The organism is Streptomyces sp. ALI-76-A (assembly GCF_030287445.1).
GTDB lineage: Bacteria > Actinomycetota > Actinomycetes > Streptomycetales > Streptomycetaceae > Streptomyces.
This window is the reverse complement of record NZ_JASVWB010000002.1, coordinates 6,164,334-6,182,938: the sequence shown is the minus strand read 5'-3', so window position 1 is coordinate 6,182,938 and position 18,605 is coordinate 6,164,334. Positions and strand designations below refer to the sequence as shown.

At 70.3% G+C, this 18,605-nt stretch carries 18 protein-coding genes and 5 tRNA genes; 7 read left to right on the top strand and 16 right to left on the bottom strand.

What is annotated here, in order from left to right; all coding sequences use genetic code 11:
* Positions 1-168: 168 nt before the first annotated feature.
* Both QQS16_RS28785 and QQS16_RS28780 read right to left on the bottom strand, forming a co-directional pair.
* Complete coding sequence (locus QQS16_RS28785; RefSeq protein WP_286064925.1) at positions 169-1,179, bottom strand: NAD(P)H-dependent glycerol-3-phosphate dehydrogenase; 1,011 nt, start codon at positions 1,177-1,179, stop codon at positions 169-171.
* Positions 1,176-1,952 carry a lysophospholipid acyltransferase family protein gene (locus tag QQS16_RS28780; RefSeq protein ID WP_286064924.1) on the bottom strand — a complete coding sequence of 259 codons (777 nt, stop codon included), beginning with the start codon at positions 1,950-1,952 and terminating at the stop codon, positions 1,176-1,178. Before QQS16_RS28780 ends, QQS16_RS28785 begins: the two co-directional genes overlap by 4 nt.
* A gap of 153 nt (positions 1,953-2,105) precedes the next feature.
* On the opposite strand from QQS16_RS28780, the gene cofC reads away from it, so the two are divergent.
* On the top strand, positions 2,106-2,744 hold the full coding sequence (gene cofC, locus QQS16_RS28775; protein WP_286064923.1) for a 2-phospho-L-lactate guanylyltransferase: 639 nt from the start codon (positions 2,106-2,108) through the stop codon (positions 2,742-2,744).
* A gap of 9 nt (positions 2,745-2,753) precedes the next feature.
* The gene (locus QQS16_RS28770) at positions 2,754-2,957 is read left to right on the top strand and encodes a hypothetical protein (RefSeq protein ID WP_030667308.1); all 204 of its coding nucleotides are present in this window, start codon (positions 2,754-2,756) and stop codon (positions 2,955-2,957) included.
* Positions 2,958-3,108: 151 nt separating this feature from the next.
* Here QQS16_RS28770 and QQS16_RS28765 read toward each other — a convergent pair whose 3' ends face one another.
* The 4 genes from QQS16_RS28765 to leuC form a co-directional block, all read right to left on the bottom strand.
* On the bottom strand, positions 3,109-3,756 hold the full coding sequence (locus QQS16_RS28765; RefSeq protein ID WP_286064922.1) for an HU family DNA-binding protein: 648 nt from the start codon (positions 3,754-3,756) through the stop codon (positions 3,109-3,111).
* A 137-nt stretch (positions 3,757-3,893) separates the two neighbouring features.
* The gene (locus QQS16_RS28760) at positions 3,894-4,124 is read right to left on the bottom strand and encodes an SCO5555 family protein (protein ID WP_286064921.1); all 231 of its coding nucleotides are present in this window, start codon (positions 4,122-4,124) and stop codon (positions 3,894-3,896) included.
* Between the two features lie 277 nt (positions 4,125-4,401).
* Entirely contained in the window at positions 4,402-4,995 is a 594-nt protein-coding gene (leuD, locus tag QQS16_RS28755) for a 3-isopropylmalate dehydratase small subunit (RefSeq protein ID WP_286064920.1), read from the bottom strand.
* 5 nt (positions 4,996-5,000) lie between these two features.
* Entirely contained in the window at positions 5,001-6,431 is a 1,431-nt protein-coding gene (gene leuC / locus QQS16_RS28750; RefSeq protein ID WP_286064919.1) for a 3-isopropylmalate dehydratase large subunit, read from the bottom strand.
* Between the two features lie 190 nt (positions 6,432-6,621).
* Between leuC and ndgR the strand changes: the two genes are divergently transcribed.
* On the top strand, positions 6,622-7,338 hold the full coding sequence (gene ndgR, locus QQS16_RS28745) for an IclR family transcriptional regulator NdgR (protein ID WP_286064918.1): 717 nt from the start codon (positions 6,622-6,624) through the stop codon (positions 7,336-7,338).
* Positions 7,339-7,527: 189 nt separating this feature from the next.
* On the opposite strand, the gene QQS16_RS28740 is transcribed toward ndgR, so the two are convergent.
* From QQS16_RS28740 to QQS16_RS28700, 9 genes are all read right to left on the bottom strand, one after another.
* Positions 7,528-7,600, bottom strand: a tRNA-Glu gene (locus QQS16_RS28740).
* Positions 7,601-7,628: 28 nt separating this feature from the next.
* A tRNA-Gln gene (locus QQS16_RS28735) sits at positions 7,629-7,700 on the bottom strand.
* Positions 7,701-7,720: 20 nt separating this feature from the next.
* A tRNA-Glu gene (locus QQS16_RS28730) sits at positions 7,721-7,793 on the bottom strand.
* A gap of 62 nt (positions 7,794-7,855) precedes the next feature.
* A tRNA-Glu gene (locus QQS16_RS28725) sits at positions 7,856-7,928 on the bottom strand.
* Positions 7,929-7,970: 42 nt separating this feature from the next.
* A tRNA-Gln gene (locus tag QQS16_RS28720) sits at positions 7,971-8,042 on the bottom strand.
* Positions 8,043-8,133: 91 nt separating this feature from the next.
* Positions 8,134-8,868 (bottom strand): HAD family hydrolase, encoded by a 735-nt coding sequence (locus tag QQS16_RS28715; RefSeq protein WP_286064917.1) that lies wholly within the window; start codon positions 8,866-8,868, stop codon positions 8,134-8,136.
* A 29-nt stretch (positions 8,869-8,897) separates the two neighbouring features.
* Positions 8,898-9,140, bottom strand: coding sequence for a hypothetical protein (locus QQS16_RS28710; RefSeq protein WP_286064916.1), 243 nt, complete (start codon positions 9,138-9,140; stop codon positions 8,898-8,900).
* Between the two features lie 135 nt (positions 9,141-9,275).
* Positions 9,276-10,760, bottom strand: a complete 1,485-nt coding sequence (gene gltX, locus QQS16_RS28705; protein ID WP_286064915.1) for a glutamate--tRNA ligase — start codon at positions 10,758-10,760, stop codon at positions 9,276-9,278.
* On the bottom strand, positions 10,753-11,529 hold the full coding sequence (locus tag QQS16_RS28700) for a fumarylacetoacetate hydrolase family protein (protein ID WP_286064914.1): 777 nt from the start codon (positions 11,527-11,529) through the stop codon (positions 10,753-10,755). Before QQS16_RS28700 ends, gltX begins: the two co-directional genes overlap by 8 nt.
* 376 nt (positions 11,530-11,905) lie before the next feature.
* Between QQS16_RS28700 and QQS16_RS28695 the strand changes: the two genes are divergently transcribed.
* Positions 11,906-12,346, top strand: a complete 441-nt coding sequence (locus QQS16_RS28695) for a hypothetical protein (protein WP_286064913.1) — start codon at positions 11,906-11,908, stop codon at positions 12,344-12,346.
* A 130-nt stretch (positions 12,347-12,476) separates the two neighbouring features.
* Positions 12,477-13,394, top strand: a complete 918-nt coding sequence (locus QQS16_RS28690) for a hypothetical protein (protein WP_286064912.1) — start codon at positions 12,477-12,479, stop codon at positions 13,392-13,394.
* Between the two features lie 77 nt (positions 13,395-13,471).
* Here QQS16_RS28690 and QQS16_RS28685 read toward each other — a convergent pair whose 3' ends face one another.
* Positions 13,472-13,666 (bottom strand): hypothetical protein, encoded by a 195-nt coding sequence (locus tag QQS16_RS28685; RefSeq protein WP_286064911.1) that lies wholly within the window; start codon positions 13,664-13,666, stop codon positions 13,472-13,474.
* A gap of 600 nt (positions 13,667-14,266) precedes the next feature.
* On the opposite strand from QQS16_RS28685, the gene QQS16_RS28680 reads away from it, so the two are divergent.
* Together QQS16_RS28680 and QQS16_RS28675 are read left to right on the top strand one after the other, a co-directional pair.
* On the top strand, positions 14,267-18,085 hold the full coding sequence (locus QQS16_RS28680) for a sensor histidine kinase (protein ID WP_286064910.1): 3,819 nt from the start codon (positions 14,267-14,269) through the stop codon (positions 18,083-18,085).
* Positions 18,086-18,094: 9 nt separating this feature from the next.
* Positions 18,095-18,508: a roadblock/LC7 domain-containing protein gene (locus tag QQS16_RS28675; protein ID WP_030667329.1), complete on the top strand. Its 414-nt coding sequence runs from the start codon at positions 18,095-18,097 to the stop codon at positions 18,506-18,508.
* Positions 18,509-18,605: the final 97 nt, after the last annotated feature.

The window sequence follows — 18,605 nt, the reverse complement described above, 5'->3', positions numbered from 1 at the left end:
GGCTTGAGAGTACCCGCTGGTATCTGCCGAGTCAGCGTCCGCTGGGCCGCTGTCACCCAGCGTCGCACGGACGGTCGCCCAGCGTCGCACGGAGGGTCGCCGGCCGTGTACTGCCCGGTGTCACGCCGCACCCGGACGCGCTCGGCGTCGCCTCGTGGCCGGACTCGCTCAGCGTCGTTCCGGTTTCGCGCTGCGCGACATCAGTTCCTTGAGCGCGACCACCGGCGGCTTGCCCTCGTGCACGATGCCGACGACCGTCTCGGTGATGGGCATGTCGACGCCGTGCCGGCGGGCCAGATCCAGCACGGACTCACAGGACTTGACGCCCTCGGCGGTCTGCTTGGTGACCGCGATGGTCTCCTGGAGGGTCATGCCCCGGCCGAGGTTGGTGCCGAAGGTGTGGTTGCGGGACAGCGGCGAGGAGCAGGTCGCCACCAGGTCGCCGAGCCCGGCGAGCCCGGAGAACGTCAGCGGATCGGCGCCCATCGCGAGGCCGAGGCGCGTCGTCTCCGCGAGGCCGCGGGTGATGAGCGAGCCCTTGGCGTTGTCGCCCAGGCCCATGCCGTCCACGATGCCGACGGCCAGACCGATGACGTTCTTCACCGCGCCGCCGAGTTCGCAGCCCACGATGTCGGTGTTGGTGTACGGGCGGAAGTACGGCGTGTGACAGGCCGCCTGGAGCCGCCGGGCGACGCCCTCGTCGGTGCACGCGACCACGGCGGCGGCCGGCATCCGCGCGGCGATCTCCCTCGCCAGGTTGGGTCCGGTGACCACGGCGATGCGGCTCGGGCCCACCTTGGCGACGTCCTCGACGACCTCGCTCATCCGCATGGCGGAACCGAGTTCGACGCCCTTCATCAGCGACACGAGGACCGTGTCCGGCGCGAGCAGCGGCGTCCACTCGGCGAGGTTGGCGCGCAGCGTCTGGGAGGGGACGGACAGGACCGTGAAGTCGGCGCCGGCGGCGGCCTCGGCCGCGTCCGTGGTGGCCCGCAGGTTCTGCGGCAGCTCGACACCGGGCAGGTAGTCGGGGTTCGTGCGGGTGGAGTTGACCGCTTCGGCGACCTCCTCGCGGCGGGCCCACAGGGTGACCTCGCATCCCGCGTCGGCCAGCACCATGCCGAACGCCGTACCCCACGAACCGGCGCTGAAGACCGCCGCCTTGACCGGCTTGCTCACGTGCCCTGCCCCTCTTCCTGTCCGACCTTCCGCTGCGTCTGTGCCCGGGTCCGGCGCCGCTGCTCACGTCGCTCGTGGCGCGGGTCGTAGGGCGTGGCGGGCGCCTTCTCGCCGCGGATCTCCTCCAGCTGACGGGTGACGGCGGCCATGATGGCCTCGGTCGCCTCCTTCAGGAGCTCCGGGGTCATCTCCTTGTCGTAGAAGCGCTGCAGATCCACCGGGGGCCCGGCGAGCACCCGGGAGGTCTTGCGCGGAAGGAGGTTGAGCTTCCTGGCGTACGGCGGCAGCACCTCGTTGGCGCCCCACTGGGCCACCGGGATCACCGGGCACCTGGTCTGAAGGGCGACCCGGGCGGCACCGGTCTTGGCGACCATGGGCCAGCCCATCGGGTCGCGGGTGAGGGTGCCCTCGGGGTAGAAGGCGACGCACTCACCGCGCTCGACGGCGGCGATGGCGGCCCGGAAGGCACTGAGCGCGTCGGTGCTCTCGCGGTAGACGGGGATCTGTCCGGTACCGCGCATCGCGGCGCCGACGAATCCCTTTGTGAAAAGACTGCTCTTCGCCAGGAATCGCGGAACGCGGCCGGTGTTGTACTGGAAGTGCCCGTACGCGAAGGGATCGATGTGCGAATTGTGGTTCACCGCGGTAATAAATCCGCCATCAGCCGGAATGTGCTCCATTCCGCGCCAGTCCCGCTTGATCAGAACCACCAGCGGCGGTTTGCAGAGCACCGCTGCGAAGCGGTACCAGAAGCCGATTCTGCGGCGGGGCACGCGGACACCTTCCTCTAGGGCCTGGGGGCCGCACAAGTGTCACCCCAGGCCGCCGGTCTGTCGAGAACACCGTACGCCCCGCCCCCGCGCCCGCCGGATGGGCCGGTGACGGCTGAGTAACAATGGCCGCGACAAGGGAGGGACGGAACGCTCGTGCAGTGGACCTTGGTCATACCCGTGAAGGCGCTGGCGCGGGCGAAGAGCAGGCTCTCGGACACCGCCGCCGACGGTCTGCGCCCGGGCCTGGCGCTCGCCTTCGCCCAGGACACCGTGGCGGCCGCCCTGGCCTGCGCCGCCGTGAAGGATGTGGCAGTCGTCACCAACGACGCCCTGGCCGGCCGGGAGCTGGGCGCGCTGGGGGCCCGCATCGTCTCCGACGAGCCGCGCGGCGGCCTGAACGCGGCTCTGGCGCACGCGGCGGACGCCGTACGCGCATCGCGACCGGAAAGCGCCGTGGCGGCCCTCAACGCGGATCTGCCGGCACTGCGCCCGCTGGAATTGGCCCGGGTCCTGGACGCGGCCTCGGAATTCCCCCGTGCGTTTCTCCCGGATGCCGCCGCGATCGGCACCACTCTGCTGACCGCCCGGGAAGGCGAGGAATTGCGCCCCGCCTTCGGTACGGATTCCCGCTCGCGCCACCGCGCCGCGGGAGCGGTCGAACTCACCCTCGACGCGGTGGATTCCGTACGCCAGGACGTGGACACCGGAGCCGACCTGCGTGCCGCGCTGGTCCTCGGCGTGGGCCCCCGCACGGCGGCTCAGGCCGCGCGCCTGCTGATCCCCGGGCAGTAGGCTGCCGCCATGCAGGCCACCGCGTACACGTACGACCCCGACAGCCGCAGTGGACAGGTGCTGCTGGACGACGGCACCCCGGTGCCCTTCGACGCGCCGGCGTTCGACGCGGGCGGGCTGAGGCTGCTGCGGCCCGGGCAGCGGGTGCGCATCGAGACGGAGGGCGAGGGCGAGACCCGCCGGATCACCCTGGTGACGCTCCAGACCTTCTGACCCACTGACCTTCCGACGCTTCCGAGTCCCCCTCGACGATCCCCCGGCTCTCCCTGGATCTCCCCGGGATCTTCTCCGGATCTCCTCCCGGACACGCCGCGGGCCGGGCTCCGTACGGAGTCCGGCCCGGCGCGTGAGTGCCCCTGTGCCCTTACCTCTTGCGGGCGGTGGCCTTCTTGGCGGTGGTCGTGCGGGACGTCGACTTCTTGGCGGGGGCCTTCTTGGCCGTCGCCTTCTGCGCCGGGGCCTTCTTGGCCGCGGTCTTCTTCGCGGTCGACTTCGTCGCCGTGGTCTTGGCGGCGGGCTGCGTACCCGTCGTCTTCTTGGCCGTGGTCTTCTTCGCGGTCGCGGTCGTCTTCCTCGCCGCGGGCGTGGCCTTCTTCGCGGTCGTCGTCTTCCGCGCCGCGCCCGTCGCCTTCTTGGTGGCGGCCTTCTTGGCCGCGGACTTGGCGATGGTCGGCGCCGGGCCGGACAGGCTGCCCTTGGGTGCCTTCTTGACGGCGACGTCGTTCTTCGGGAGCTTCTTCGAGCCGCTGACCAGGTCCTTGAAGCCCTGACCGGCACGGAAGCGGGGGACGGAGGTCTTCTTGACCCGAACCCGCTCGCCCGTCTGGGGGTTGCGGGCGTAACGGGCCGGACGGTCGACCTTCTCGAACGAACCGAAACCGGTGACCGAGACCCGGTCACCCGCGACGACCGCGCGGACGATGGCGTCCAGGACCGCGTCGACAGCATCGGCGGCCTGCTGGCGGCCCCCCATCTTGTCGGCAATCGCTTCTACGAGCTGCGCCTTGTTCACGTCTTCCCCTTCGGAGACATTGCCAGAACGAAAGTGTTCAAGCGTTTTCGCACGTTAGGCAGATATATACCGCAAATCAAACACGAAACGGGCTTATCACCCGTGCGCCGCAACGAACTCGGCTGTTCTGGACTTGTTCAGCGTTCCTCTTCCGGGATTCGACCCGCGTCGAGGTCCGCCACGAACCCCTCCAGACGCCTTGCCGCATCGGCGAGATCGTGCTTGGCCGCGGCCGTAATGACCAGCAGCTTCCGGGTCAGCGCCATCCGTACGCCCTCCGGGACTTGCAGTGCGCGCACCCTTGCGTGCGCTTCCTTGAGTCGGTCCGCGACTGCCGCATAGAGCTGGAGTTGGCCGTCGTGTTCCATGCACAGATTGTGCCATCTGGGGCGAGTTGTCGCCTGCTCAGGGTGCAACTGCCGCCTCGAACGGCCTTCCCGGCGCATGGCGCAGCCGCGGCTTCAAGGCACGCGTACCCCGACAACAACCGCCTTAACGTGGGAAGTTGAGGAGGGACCGGGTGGCGCGCAGGGCCGTTCGGGTGCAGACGCAGCGGTACCCCCGATCGGGCTGATCGGGGGTACGGCGGGGGTGTCGCGGTGGCCGAAACTCGACCTGTTCAGTTGCTCCGGACCGGCGCTCCGGTCAGACCGGCAGCGTCCTCGGCTTGTGCGACGGGCGCTTGGCCTCGTACGCGGCGATGTCGGGCTCGTTCTGGAGGGTGATGGAGATGTCGTCCAGCCCGTTCAGCAGCCGCCAACGGGCGTTCTCGTCGAGCTCGAAGGGGGCGGTGATGCCCTCGGCACGCACCTCACGAGCCTCAAGGTCCACAGTGACCTCAGCAGTCGCGTCCTTCTCCGTGAGCTCCTGAAGCGCGTCGACGATCTTCTGCTCCAGAACCACGGTGAGCAGGCCGTTCTTGAGCGAGTTGCCACGGAAGATGTCGGCGAAGCGGGACGAGATGACGGCCTTGAAGCCGTAGTTCTGCAGCGCCCACACGGCGTGCTCGCGGGAGGAGCCGGTGCCGAAGTCGGGGCCGGCGACCAGGACGGTCGCACCCGTGCGCTCGGGCTGGTTGAGGATGAACGACGGGTCCTTGCGCCAGGCCTCGAACAGCCCGTCCTCGAACCCGTCCCGGGTCACCTTCTTGAGCCAGTGAGCAGGGATGATCTGGTCGGTGTCGACGTTGGAGCGGCGCAGCGGGACGGCCCGGCCGGTGTGCGTGGTGAATGCTTCCATGGCTCTCAGACTCCAGCGGGCGTACGGGTCTCGGCGTCGGACAGGTCGGCCGGCGAGGCCAGGTGGCCCAGCACCGCGGTGGCCGCCGCGACCTGCGGCGACACCAGGTGCGTACGCCCGCCCTTGCCCTGCCGGCCCTCGAAGTTGCGGTTGGAGGTGGACGCGGAGCGCTCGCCCGGGGCCAGCTGGTCGGGGTTCATGCCCAGACACATCGAGCAGCCCGCGTGCCGCCATTCGGCGCCGGCGTCCTTGAAGACGACGTCCAGGCCCTCGGAGACGGCCTGCAGACCCACGCGCGCGGAGCCCGGGACGACCAGCATCCGTACGCCGTCGGCGACTTTGCGGTCCTTCATGATCTCGGCGGCGGCCCGCAGGTCCTCGATGCGGCCGTTGGTGCACGAGCCTACGAAGACGGTGTCCACCTTGATGGAGTTCAGCGGCTGGCCGGCCTCCAACCCCATGTACTCCAGGGCCTTTTCGGCGGCGAGGCGCTCCGAAGCGTCTTCGTACGAAGCGGGGTCGGGGACGTGTGCCGAAAGCGGCGCGCCCTGGCCGGGGTTGGTGCCCCAGGTGACGAACGGCGCCAGCTCGGCGGCCTCGATCACGACCTCGGCGTCGAACTCGGCGTCCTCGTCGGTCTTCAGCGTCTTCCAGTACGCGACGGCCGCGTCCCAGTCCTCGCCCTTGGGTGCGTGCGGACGGCCCTCGAGGTACGCGAAGGTGGTCTCGTCCGGGGCGATCATGCCCGCGCGGGCGCCGGCCTCGATCGACATGTTGCAGATGGTCATCCGGGCCTCCATCGAGAGCTGCTCGATGGCGGAGCCGCGGTATTCCAGGACGTAGCCCTGGCCGCCGCCGGTGCCGATCTTGGCGATGATGGTGAGGATCAGGTCCTTGGCGGTGACGCCGTCGGGCAGATCGCCGTCGACGGTGATGGCCATGGTCTTCGGGCGGGCCATCGGCAGCGTCTGGGTGGCCAGCACGTGCTCCACCTGAGAGGTGCCGATGCCGAACGCCAGACCGCCGAAGGCGCCGTGCGTGGAGGTGTGCGAGTCGCCGCAGACGACCGTCATGCCGGGCTGGGTCAGCCCCAGCTGCGGGCCGACGACGTGCACGACGCCCTGCTCGACGTCGCCCAGCGGGTGCAGGCGCACCCCGAAGTCGGCGCAGTTCTTGCGCAGCGTCTCCAGCTGGATCCGGGAGACCGGGTCGGCGATGGGCTTGTCGATGTCGAGGGTCGGGGTGTTGTGGTCCTCGGTCGCGATGGTCAGATCGAGGCGGCGCACCTGGCGACCGCTCTTGCGCAGACCGTCGAAGGCCTGCGGGCTGGTCACCTCGTGCAGCAGGTGCAGATCGATGTAGAGGAGGTCGGGCTCGCCCTCGGCGCGCCGGACGACGTGGTCGTCCCAGACCTTCTCCGCGAGTGTCCTACCCATCGCTTTCCCTCCGGCCGGCAAGTGGTGCGCCGGCCCAACTAGAGATCTTGAAGGAGGCGACGCCCGCGCCCCTGTGTCCGGGCATCCGCCGCCGGGCCCCTCGTTCCGCGGGCCGCTGTGTCTTCCAGGGTGGCGCGTTCCACGGAAAATTGAACTTGCGTTTCACAGAGTGAGACGCGAGTATCGTTTCATGGACAACAGTAGCGGCGTCGGCGTTCTGGACAAGGCAGCCCTTGTCCTGAGCGCTCTGGAGTCCGGTCCGGCCACCCTCGCGGGTCTGGTCGCGGCGACCGGGCTGGCACGACCCACGGCCCACCGGCTGGCCGTGGCTCTGGAACACCACCGCATGGTGGCGCGTGACATGCAGGGCCGTTTCATTCTCGGCCCCCGGCTCGCGGAGCTGGCCGCGGCGGCGGGCGAGGACCGCCTCCTGGCGACCGCCGGCCCGGTGCTCACCCACCTGCGGGACATCACGGGCGAGAGCGCTCAGCTCTACCGCCGCCAGGGCGACATGCGCATCTGCGTCGCCGCGGCGGAGCGCCTGTCCGGCCTGCGGGACACGGTCCCGGTCGGCTCGACGCTCACCATGAAGGCCGGCTCCTCCGCGCAGATCCTGATGGCCTGGGAGGAGCCGGAGCGCCTGCACCGCGGCCTCCAGGGCGCCCGCTTCACGGCCACGGCCCTGTCGGGCGTACGACGCCGTGGCTGGGCCCAGTCCATCGGTGAGCGCGAGCCGGGCGTCGCCTCCGTGTCCGCTCCGGTGCGCGGCCCCTCCAACCGCGTGGTCGCCGCCGTCTCCGTCTCCGGCCCGATCGAGCGCCTGTCGCGCCACCCCGGCCGTATGCACGCCCAGGCCGTCATCGACGCCGCCGCCCGCCTCTCCGAGGCCCTGCGCCGCACGGGCTGACCTGCCTGCCGGACGTCACCCGTGGAGGGCCCGCCTCAGTGCCGCGGCAGGCTCTTGCGGACGCCCCACACCCAACTGATCGTGGCGCACGGCCGGTTGACGCACCGGGCGCCTGCCGACGGGCACCGCACGGACCGGCCCCGGACATGCCGATGGGCCCCCGCCGAAGCGGAGGCCCATCGGTTTCTGTACCCCCGACCGGATTCGAACCGGCGCTACCGCCTTGAGAGGGCGGCGTGCTAGGCCGCTACACAACGGGGGCGAGGATCTTACGTTTCCGCAGATCCGAGCTGGTCTACCTGGACTCGAACCAAGACTAACTGAACCAGAATCAGCCGTGCTGCCAATTACACCATAGACCAATGTGGTTTAGAGCAGTTTGTACCCCCGACCGGATTCGAACCGGCGCTACCGCCTTGAGAGGGCGGCGTGCTAGGCCGCTACACAACGGGGGCCCTAGCGATCCTGCATGAGAGTCAGCGGGTGCGACCCGGACTGTCCCCCTGGGAAGGATCTGTACCCCCGACCGGATTCGAACCGGCGCTACCGCCTTGAGAGGGCGGCGTGCTAGGCCGCTACACAACGGGGGCGTTGCGGAGTCGATCTCCGCGGTTGCAGATGAGCTCTGCGAGCTGGCCTACCAGGACTCGAACCTAGACTAACGGAACCAGAAACCGTCGTGCTGCCAATTACACCATAGGCCACTGAAACGCAATCCCTGATGGGGATCTTGTTTTAGCTTGCGCCTTCGGCTCGGGACCTTTCGGTCTGCTCCCCGGCGGCGCAGAAAGAACATTACCCGAAGGTGGACGGGGCTCCAAAACGGGTATCCGCGCCGAGGATCGCGGGGAGTTCGGCGAGGGAGGCGATCCGGTGCGGTCCGGTGGGCGGGTCGACGGTCGCGTACTGGCCCCCGCGATCGATCCAGACCGACAGCAGCCCGGCGTCGGCGGCGCCCCGCCCGTCGATCTCCGGGTGGTCGCCGACGTAGGCCACCTCGTGCGGAGCCAGCTCCAGGGCCTCGCAGGCCGCCAGGAAGGCGCGTGCCGCCGGCTTGGAGACGCCCAGCTCGGCCGCGCACAGGATGGCCTCGAAGCGGTCGTGCACGCCGAGCAGCCGCAGCTTGCGGTCCTGGACGTGGAGGCTGGAGTTCGACAGCACGGCATGCCGGTGACTGGCCGCGAGGGCGTCCAGGACCGGCAGGACGTCCGGGAACAGGGCCCAGGCGGCTTCGTAGTGCGTGATGTACCGCTGGAACCAGGCGTCGGCCTCGGCGTCGGTCAGTGCCGCGTCGTCCAGGAAGACCCGTACGCGGTCCCGGCGCTGTCCCTGGAAGGTCGCCTCCCCCGCCGCGAACCGCGCCCACTGCGCGTCGGTCACCTCCCGCCACCGTGCCAGGGCCCGCTCGACGCTCTCGTACCCGTCGAGCAGGCCCTCGGCCGCGAGGTGTCCGCGCATGCCGGCGCGGTCGGCGGTGGTGTAGTCGAAGATCGTGTCGTCCACGTCCCAGACGACTGCTTTCAGCGACATGCGATCGACCTCGGGTGTCGGGAGACAGGTCAGCCGGTGGAGGCGTCCTTCCACGGGCCGCAGTCCCAGGGAGTGCCTCCGGAGCCGTCCTGGAGGCAGGCGCGGATCTGGATGTCCCTGTCCTCCGGCAGGGAGAGGTTCCACACCGTCGCGTTCACCGCGCCCGCGCCGGTGCCGTTGTCGTACGAATCGACAGTGGACGAGCCGGTGTGACGCCACTGGGCGGCGGCGCCGTGGCCGTCGGCGTGGTGGTCCTCGGAGGTCAGAACCACCCTGGACCGAACGCACTTCGGAACGGGGCGAACGTATCACTCGGGTGACACAACTGGCTTACCCGCAAGGAAGTCCGCTCTGCCGGCCACCTGCGGCGGGCGCCCGGTGGTCGGCCGTACCGCCGGGCGGTCGGGTCAGCCGGCCAGCCTGGCCAGCGCCGAGTCGATGCGGGCCAGCGTCCTGTCCTTGCCGAGGATCTCCAGGGACTCGAAGAGGGGCAGGCCGACCGTGCGGCCGGTGACGGCCACGCGGACCGGCGCCTGGGCCTTGCCGAGCTTGAGGCCGTGCGCCTCGCCGGCGGCCAGGACGGCCTCCTTGAGGGACTCGGGAGAGGTCCAGTCCGCGGAGTCCAGCTTCTCGCGGGCCGTGCGCAGCAGGGCGTCGCTGCCCTCCTTCATCGCCTTGGTCCAGCTCGCCTCGTCGAACACCGGCTCCGGCAGGAACAGGAAGTCGACGTTGTCGGTGATCTCCGAGAGGACCTTGAGGCGGGTCTGGGCGTGCGGGGCGATGGCCTGCCACTTCGCCTCGTCGAAGGCCTCCGGGGCCCACGGGGCGAACGGGGCCTTCAGCCACGGGGCGCAGCGCTCCGTGAAGTCCTTCACGTCGAGCAGCCGGATGTGGTCGGCGTTGATCGCCTCGCACTTCTTCAGGTCGAAGCGCGCCGGGTTGGGGTTCACGTCCGCGACGTCGAAGGCCGCGACCATCTCGTCCATCGTGAAGATGTCCTGGTCGGCGGAGAGCGACCAGCCGAGGAGGGACAGGTAGTTGAGCAGTCCCTCGGGAAGGAAGCCGCGCTCGCGGTAGAGGTTGAGCGACGACTGCGGGTCGCGCTTCGACAGCTTCTTGTTGCCCTCGCCCATCACGTACGGCAGGTGACCGAAGGACGGGATCCGCTGGGCGACTCCCAGTTCGATCATCGCCTTGTACAGGGCGATCTGCCGGGGCGTCGAGGACAGCAGGTCCTCGCCGCGCAGGACGTGCGTGATGTCCATCAGCGCGTCGTCGACCGGGTTCACCAGCGTGTACAGCGGGGCGCCGTTGGCTCGTACGATCCCGTAGTCCGGCACGTTCTCCGGCAGGTACGTGATCTCGCCGCGGACCAGGTCCGTGAAGGTGATCGGCTCGTCGGGCATGCGGAAGCGGACGATGGGCGTGCGACCCTGGGCCTGGTACTCCTCTGCCTGCCCGGCGCTCAGGTCGCGGCAGTGGCCGTCGTAGCCGGAGGGCTTGCCGGCGGCGCGGGCGGCCTCGCGGCGGGTGTCCAGCTCCTCCTGGGAGCAGTAGCAGCGGTAGGCGTGGCCGCCGTCCAGGAGCCTGGCGGCGACGTCCTTGTAGAGGTCCATGCGCTGCGACTGGCGGTAGGGCGCGTGCGGGCCGCCGATCTCGGGGCCCTCGTCCCAGTCGAAGCCGAGCCAGCGCATCGAGTCGAGGAGCTGCTCGTACGACTCCTCGGAGTCGCGGGCCGCGTCGGTGTCCTCGATGCGGAAGACCAGGGTGCCCTGGTGGTGCCGGGCGAACGCCCAGTTGAACAGGGCGGTCCGGACCAGGCCCACGTGCGGGTTACCGGTGGGCGACGGACAGAATCGGACGCGGACGGGGGAGCCGGGTGCGCTAGCCACGCTTGACAACCTTGTTGGTGAGAGTGCCGATGCCTTCGATGGTGACGGCGACCTCGTCGCCGACGGTGAGCGGCCCGACGCCTGCCGGGGTGCCCGTGAGGATCACGTCGCCGGGGAGCAGCGTCATGGCCTCGGTGATGTTGACGATCAGGTCCTCGACGGAGTGGATCATCTCGCTGGTGCGGCCGAGCTGGCGCTGCTGCCCGTTGACCGTGAGCTGGATGGTCAGGTCGGAGTGGTCCAGGTCCGTCTCCACCCAGGGGCCGAGCGGGCAGGCGGTGTCGAAGCCCTTCGCCCGGGCCCACTGCTTCTCGCGCTTCTGGACGTCGCGGGCGGTGACGTCGTTGGCGCAGGTGTAGCCGAGGATGACGTCCTTGACGCGCTCGCGCGGGACCTCGCGGCACATGCGGCCGATCACGACGGCCAGTTCGGCCTCGTGGTGGAGGTCCTCGGAGAAGGAGGGGTACTGGATCGCGTCGCCGTGGCCGATCACCGAGGTGGAGGGCTTGAAGAAGGCGAACGGGGCGTCGGGCACCTCGTTGCCGAGTTCCCTCGCGTGCTCCGCGTAGTTGCGGCCGTAGGCCACGACCTTGTTGGGGAGCACGGGCGGCAGCAGCCTCACCTTGCTCAGCGGGACCTTCGTACCGGAGAGCTCGAAGTCCGCGAACGGGATGCCCTTGATGATGTCGAGGACGAGCTCGTCCGGCCTGTCGCCCTCGACCGCGCCGAAGGCGACGTTCCCGTCGATGGAGAATCTGGCGATGCGCACGGGATCCTTGCGCCCCTCACTGAGAACTGGTGTGCGTGTCGGCCTACCGGCTTGCCCGCGAGCCGACGCTGGACGCTCCAGGCTAACCGGTCGGAGCGCATGATCATCGGTCGGCGGGTCGCGAGATCGGGCTCCGCGTGCCCCCTGCCGACCGGTGCCGTGCTCCGCCGCCGACCGCCGTGCCTTCGGCCGGCCGGCCGCCATGACGCCGGTCCGCCGAGCGCCGCGGCCTCGCGCCCACCGTCGCGCCTTCGGCCTGCCCGGCGCGTTGTCTCCGGCCTGCCCGGTGACCGGAAAACGCTTGTCGTGATCTCGCCATCACCCTAGTGTGATCTTCCCGAGAGGCACGCGTCGGGTTCACGATCGAGGGGATCTCATGAAGGCATCACGCAAGGTCCTGTCCGCGGCGGTGGGCCTTCCCGTCGCGGCCGTGGCGGTACTGGGCATGGCCCCGACGGCACACGCGGAGGCCAGAGTCACCTGCCCGGACTCCGAACGGGACTGTGCCGTCTTCTACTACAACAGCAACAACTCGGGGTCGCACACCGCTTTCACCCGGGACGGCGTGGCCAACCTCGCGGGTTACGCGTTCCTGTCCTCCGGGACCGGCCAGGGACAGGGCGTGAAGAACAACGCGGCCTCGTTCTGGAACGCGAGCATCGACAGTGTCGCCACGGTGTTCTTCAACAGCAACTACGGGGGCGCCTGCGACACGTTCGCGCCGCTCTCCGAGACCGGCCGGCTCGCCAGGACGTACAACAACAACGCCTCGTTCGACTTCGACCGCGGCGGCTCGAACTGCTACAAGTGGGACTGACACCCACTCGCGGTGCAGCGGCACATGACCCCGCGCAGGGCAGTCGGGCCCACGCGGGGTTCCGTATGCACCGACGTCGTACCCCCCTCCCTCCCCCGGAGCCGCACGCTCCCACGGACACCCTGGACCCATGAGACGTCTGGCGATCCCCGTTCTCTCCCTCGCGCTGCTGGTCGGCTGCTCCGCGCGGGAACCGTCGGCCCCGACGTCCGCCACGCCCTCCGCCGAGGCGCCGGAACCGAGCGCGAGCACGGCGTCACCCGCGACGAAGGGCTACACCTTCCGGCTGCCCATCGCCGCGTACAGCTACAGCGCCGCCGACTACGAGGTGATCCGGTCGGCGGAGCAGGTACTGGCCCGCGACTGCATGAAGGACTTCGGCCTGTCCTACACGCCCGCGACGAGTCCCGTACCGGCGCCCGCGCCGGATCGCCGGTACGGACTGTCGGACATGGCCACGGCGGGCCGGTACGGATACCGGCTGCCGCCGGAGCCGGCCGCGCCGGAACCGGAGCTCACGAAGGACGAGGCCGCGGTCCTCTACGGAAAGCGGTCTCTCGGGGACAGTGGACGGCAGGACGCGAAGCTGGAGTTCCGGGGCCGGGAGATACCGGACCAGGGCTGTCTGGGGAAAGCGATCCTCGACTTCCGCGAGCCGTACGAACACCCGGCGGGAAGCCGGACGGCGAGCCGTATCGCGACGTCGAGCTACCAGGACTCCCTGAAGGACCCGAAGGTGCGGGCGGCCGTCGGGGCATGGTCCTCCTGCATGCGACGGAAGGGGTACGACTACGCCTCTCCGCTGGACGCGCTGGAGACGCCGGCCTTCCGTGCGGGAACCGTCTCGGGCGAGGAGAAGGAGACAGCGGTGGCCGACGTGTCGTGCAAACGGAGCACCGGCCTGCTGGACACCTGGTTCGACGCCGAGGCGGCCATTCAGAAAGACATGATCGCCAAGGATCCGGAGCCGCTGCGGAAGCTCGACGACATGCACCGGCGAAAGGTGAGCGCGGCCAAAGAGATACTGGCGGACGCGCGGAGGCGGTGAAGGGACGGCGCGTGAAGGGACGAGCGCCCGAAACGTCCGAGTGCCGGTCCGCGCCGGCACTCGTGGACGGCGGGCGGCTACTGCCCGGCTGCGGCCTCGGCGGCGACGGGGACGTCCATCAGGACCGTACGCTTGGGGTTCGCGGTCTGCGCGGGGAGGTCGGCGGAGTGCTCCGGCTGCTCCGAGGTCCGCAGGTCGTCGGCGTCCTTCAGGTGCGCCAGCGTCGTGCGCCGCGGGTTGGCGATCTTGTGGAACATCATCGTCGTCTTCACGGTTCTTACGAGACCCTGTCCATGCGGGCGCCGACCGGGCCGAAAGTGCCTGCGGTCGACGCGGGTTGTCGGATTTGCCTTCTCTGTAAAGCGTCAGGCTAAACATGCGATTCCCCGCCGAAGCCGGGAACACCCCACGATCACCATGTGAGTTTGCTCACGGAGCTCCGGTCAAATTGGTCAAAACGGACCCGCACCCTCCCTCGACGAAACGGACATTGCCTCCCTGAAGCTGTCATTCCGCTCCTGATCATGGCGACTGGGACACTCCCTACCCACGGGTGACTCGCGGAGACAAGTCCGTTATGGGGGAGATCGTGAGGTACACCCCGTGACGTCGCACTCACGTGCTGTCACATAGGTCACGGCCTGGCCTACGGGCCTTGTTGGAGATCCGGCACTGTGCTGGAATTCCACGGACCGCCGCAGGATCGAGCCGGCGCACAGGGGGCGCAGTGAAGCGCCGAGTGGCGGTGAGACAGGGGAACCAGCGCCGGTCACTCACGACCACCAGGGTGCGTATTCAGGACGCCCCCTACGACGCCGACACCGTCCTTCCGTTCACGCGGAGGGGCGCCTGGTCCAGAGGTTGCGACGCTAGTGCAGGGACGTTTCAAGAGGGATGGCAGTGCTTCGGCCGAGCCGGAGCCGCATGGCGGGACTGGCCCGATGGCCGGCAGCTCCTCGCCCCAGCACGCCCAGAACCCGGGCCCGGCCGCGTCCGGCGACGGCGGTGAGCGCTCCGGGCGCCCCGGCGCGTCCGCGTCGTCGAACCCGTCCGCTCCGACCACGCCACCGGTGAAACCGCCGAAGGGCTCGACCGGCCCCGGCCCGCGAATAGCCCTGCGCAACTGGCGCATCTCGACGCGTCTGGTGGCACTGCTGACGCTCCCGGTGGTCGCGGCCACCTCGCTGGGCGCGCTGCGTATCAACCAGTCCATGGACGACATCCAGCAGCTCGACAACATGCGGCTGCTGACCGAGATGACCAAGCAGGCCACCGAGCTCGCGGCCGCGCTCCAGGAGGAGCGCGACAAGTCGGCCGGCCCGCTGGCGCACGGCGCCGTGGCGACCGACTACACGGTCAGGGGCACCCGGACCAAGACGGACCGGGCCGTGGACACCTTCAAGAACGCCGCGGAGGACATCGACGCCTCCAACCTCCAGGGGGTGCGCGAGAGCCTGGTGGGCCTCGTCCGCGACCTGAGCGGCCTGTCGAAGATCCGCTCCACGGCCTACCGGACCAAGGCCAACGCCTCCCAGACGGTCGAGGGCTACCACCGCCTCATCACCCACCTGCTGGACCTCTCGCAGGACATGGCCGAGGCCACCAGCAACCCCGAGATGATCCAGCGCACGCGCGCCCTGTCGGCGTTCTCGTCGGCCAAGGAGTACGCGTCCATCCAGCGCGCGATCCTCGCGGCGGCGCTGCCCGCCGACGACAAGACGTTCGGCGACCTCTCCGAGAACGACCGTCTGTACGCCGAGGGCGCCCTGGAGAGCGAGAACTCCGAACTCGAGAGCTTCAGCAGCATCTTCGGCAGGGACGAGGCCCCCGAGATGCTCAAGCCCGTCGAGGAGGGCAACCCCACCATCCAGGCCACCGACACCTGGGCCGGGCGCGCCCTCGGCCGGGTGGACGGCCTGAACGGACTGGACAAGCGCTCCTACAAGGACTGGGTCGACGACAGCTCGATCAAGATCGAGCAGATGGGCAACATCGAGCACACGCTGCTCGAGGACATGGAGCAGAAGGCCCGCGAGCTGCGCAACGAGGCGGAGCGCGAAGCGATCATCTCCGGTGTGCTGATCCTGCTCGTGCTCGGCGTCTCGCTGGTCGGCGCCTTCGTCGTCGCCCGGTCCATGATCCGCTCGCTGCGCCGCCTCCAGGAGACCGCCACCAAGGTCGCCCAGGACCGGCTGCCCGAGCTGGTCAAGCAGCTGTCCGAGTCCGACCCGCAGGACGTCGACACCTCCGTCGAGTCGGTCGGTGTGCACTCCCGGGACGAGATCGGCCAGGTCGCCGCGGCCTTCGACGACGTGCACCGCGAGGCGGTCCGCCTCGCCGCCGAGCAGGCCCTGCTGCGGGGCAACGTCAACGCGATGTTCACCAACCTCTCGCGCCGCTCCCAGGGTCTGATCCAGCGCCAGCTGTCGCTGATCTCCGAGCTGGAGTCCCGCGAGGCCGACCCGGACCAGCTGTCCTCCCTGTTCAAGCTCGACCACCTCGCGACCCGCATGCGCCGTAACGGTGAGAACCTCCTCGTCCTCGCCGGTGAGGAGCCCGGCCGTCGCTGGACCCGGCCGGTGCCGCTGGTCGACGTGCTGCGTGCCGCCGCCTCCGAGGTGGAGCAGTACGAGCGCATCGAGCTGTCCTCCGTGCCGACCACCGAAGTGGCCGGCCGCGTGGTCAACGACCTCGTGCACCTGCTCGCCGAGCTGCTGGAGAACGCCACCTCGTTCTCCTCCCCGCAGACCAAGGTCAAGGTCACCGGTCACGCGCTGCCCGACGGCCGGGTGCTGATCGAGATCCACGACACCGGTATCGGCCTCTCCCCCGAGGACCTCGCGGCGATCAACGAGCGGCTCGCCTCGCCGCCCACCGTGGACGTGTCCGTCTCTCGCCGCATGGGTCTGTTCGTGGTCGGCCGCCTTTCACAGCGGCACGGCATCCGCATCCAGCTGCGCCCGTCCGACTCCGGTGGCACGACCGCGCTGGTCATGCTGCCCGTCGATGTCGCCCAGGGCGGCAAGAAGCCCCAGCCGAAGCAGGGCCAGGGCGCGGGCGGAGCCAACGGCATGGCCGCCTCGCAGGCCGCGGCCGGTGTCGCCGCGGCCCGCCGCGGTGGCGGTATGGGCGGTGGCGCCCTGGGCGCCGGTGCCCCCAGCGGCGGTCTGCTCGGTGCCGGTCAGGGACCGCGGGCCGCGCTGCCCGGGCGGGACGCGGGCGGTCGTCCGGGTGCCCCGGGCGGAGCGCGCGGACCGCAGGGCGCGGGTGCGCCCCAGCAGGGCCGGCCGGCTCCGGCCGGTGCGGGCGCCGGCTTCGGCGGTCAGGCACCGGGTGCGCCGCAGGGCCTTCAGGCCGCCGGCACCGGTGGACCGCAGGGCCAGGACCCGTTCGGCGGCGGTCAGGACAGCTTCGGCGGCGCCCGGGGTGCCGTACCCCCGAAGTCGGCGCCCTCCGGACAGGGTGCCGAGCAGCAGCAGGGCCGGCGCCGTCGGCCGCAGCTGCCGGGGCGCGGTGGCCCGCGGGCCGAGCTTCCCGGGAGCAACCAGCAGCCCCGTACGCCCAGTTGGAGCGACGAGAACGCACAGCCGCCGGTGCCGCGCGCCTCGCTGGACGCTCCGCGCGGCCACGACGAGCAGGACCCGGCGCAGACCTCCCGGATGCCGCGGATCGACGACCGGCAGGGCCCGGGCGCGACGACGGAGATGCCGGCGGTCCCGCGGTCCGACGGCCGTCAGGGTTCCGGGTCCCCGTCCGACTTCGGCCGCCCGGATTTCGACGCCCCGGCGCCCGGAGCCCCGCAGCACACCGGGCAGTTCGCCCGCCCGGGTACGAGCGGCGGCCAGAACGGCCGGAACGGCCAGGGCACGGACGACCCGTTCGCCCGCCCGGACGTGTTCGGTACCCAGGGCGGTCAGAACAACCCGTCCAGTCCGTCGAACACGGGCCAGTTCGCCTCCCCGCAGGCGTACGACAACGGCTCCACCGGCCAGTTCCCGCAGCCCGGTTACGACGGCGGCTCCACGGGCCAGCACGTCCTGCCGGGCAGCCAGAGCCCCGCGCACATCCCCTCGTCCACGGGCCAGTTCGAGCGCCCGCAGGTCAACGGCGGGCGGGGCGGCGACTTCGGTGTCCCGCGCCCGCCGGTCCCGCCGCGTCCGCAGCAGCGGCCCGCCCGCCCGGAGCCGGACAACCGGCGACCGGGTGACGGGTGGGAACTGCCGCCGGCCGGTCCCGGCGACGGTCGTACACCGCTGTACGACACGCTGGAGACCAACTGGTTCCACGGACAGCAGAACGGACAGCACGACGGGCAGCAGGGCAACGGCCCGGCTCCCGTCCCGGCGGCCCCGCAGCAGCAGCCGCAGGCTCCCGCCGCCCCCCAACGTCCCGTCGCCAGCTCCTGGCGCAGCTCGCCGAACGACGAACTCGTCCGGCAGGCAGAGCGCGTACGGCAGCCGGCCGCGGGCGGCGTCACCACCTCCGGCCTTCCGCGCCGGGTGCCCAGGGCGAACCTCGTCCCGGGCACGGCTCAACAGCAACAGCACCAAGCCGGTCCGCAGGTCTCGCGTGCGCCTGACGACGTACGCGGCCGGCTGACCAATCTCCGTCGGGGCATCGCCCAGGGTCGACAGGCCGGCAACGGCCAGACCGGAAGCTTCCCGAGCCCCACTCACCAGCAGGAGCATTAGTTGAGCCCGATGAGCCAGGCGGCACAGAACCTGAACTGGTTGATCACCAACTTCGTGGACAACACCCCCGGGGTGTCCCACACCGTCGTCGTGTCCGCCGACGGCCTTCTGCTGGCGATGTCCGAGGGTTTCCCGCGTGACCGTGCCGACCAGCTGGCGGCCGTCGCGTCGGGCCTGACGTCACTGACGGCCGGCGCCTCCCGGATCTTCGAGGGCGGCGACGTGGCCCAGACGGTCGTCGAGATGGAACGGGGATTCCTGTTCCTGATGTCCGTCTCGGACGGCTCGTCGCTGGCCGTGCTCGCTCACCCCGACTGCGACATCGGCCTGGTCGGTTACGAGATGGCACTCCTGGTCGACCGCGCGGGCGCCGTACTCACGCCCGACCTGCGTGCCGAACTGCAGGGAAGTCTGCTCCACTGACCCGCACGGATCCACCCGTCTCACCACATCACCGTCCGGCCGCCACAATCCCCCCCACCGGCCCCACCCCGACGGCTTGACTGACCGACTTGCTGTC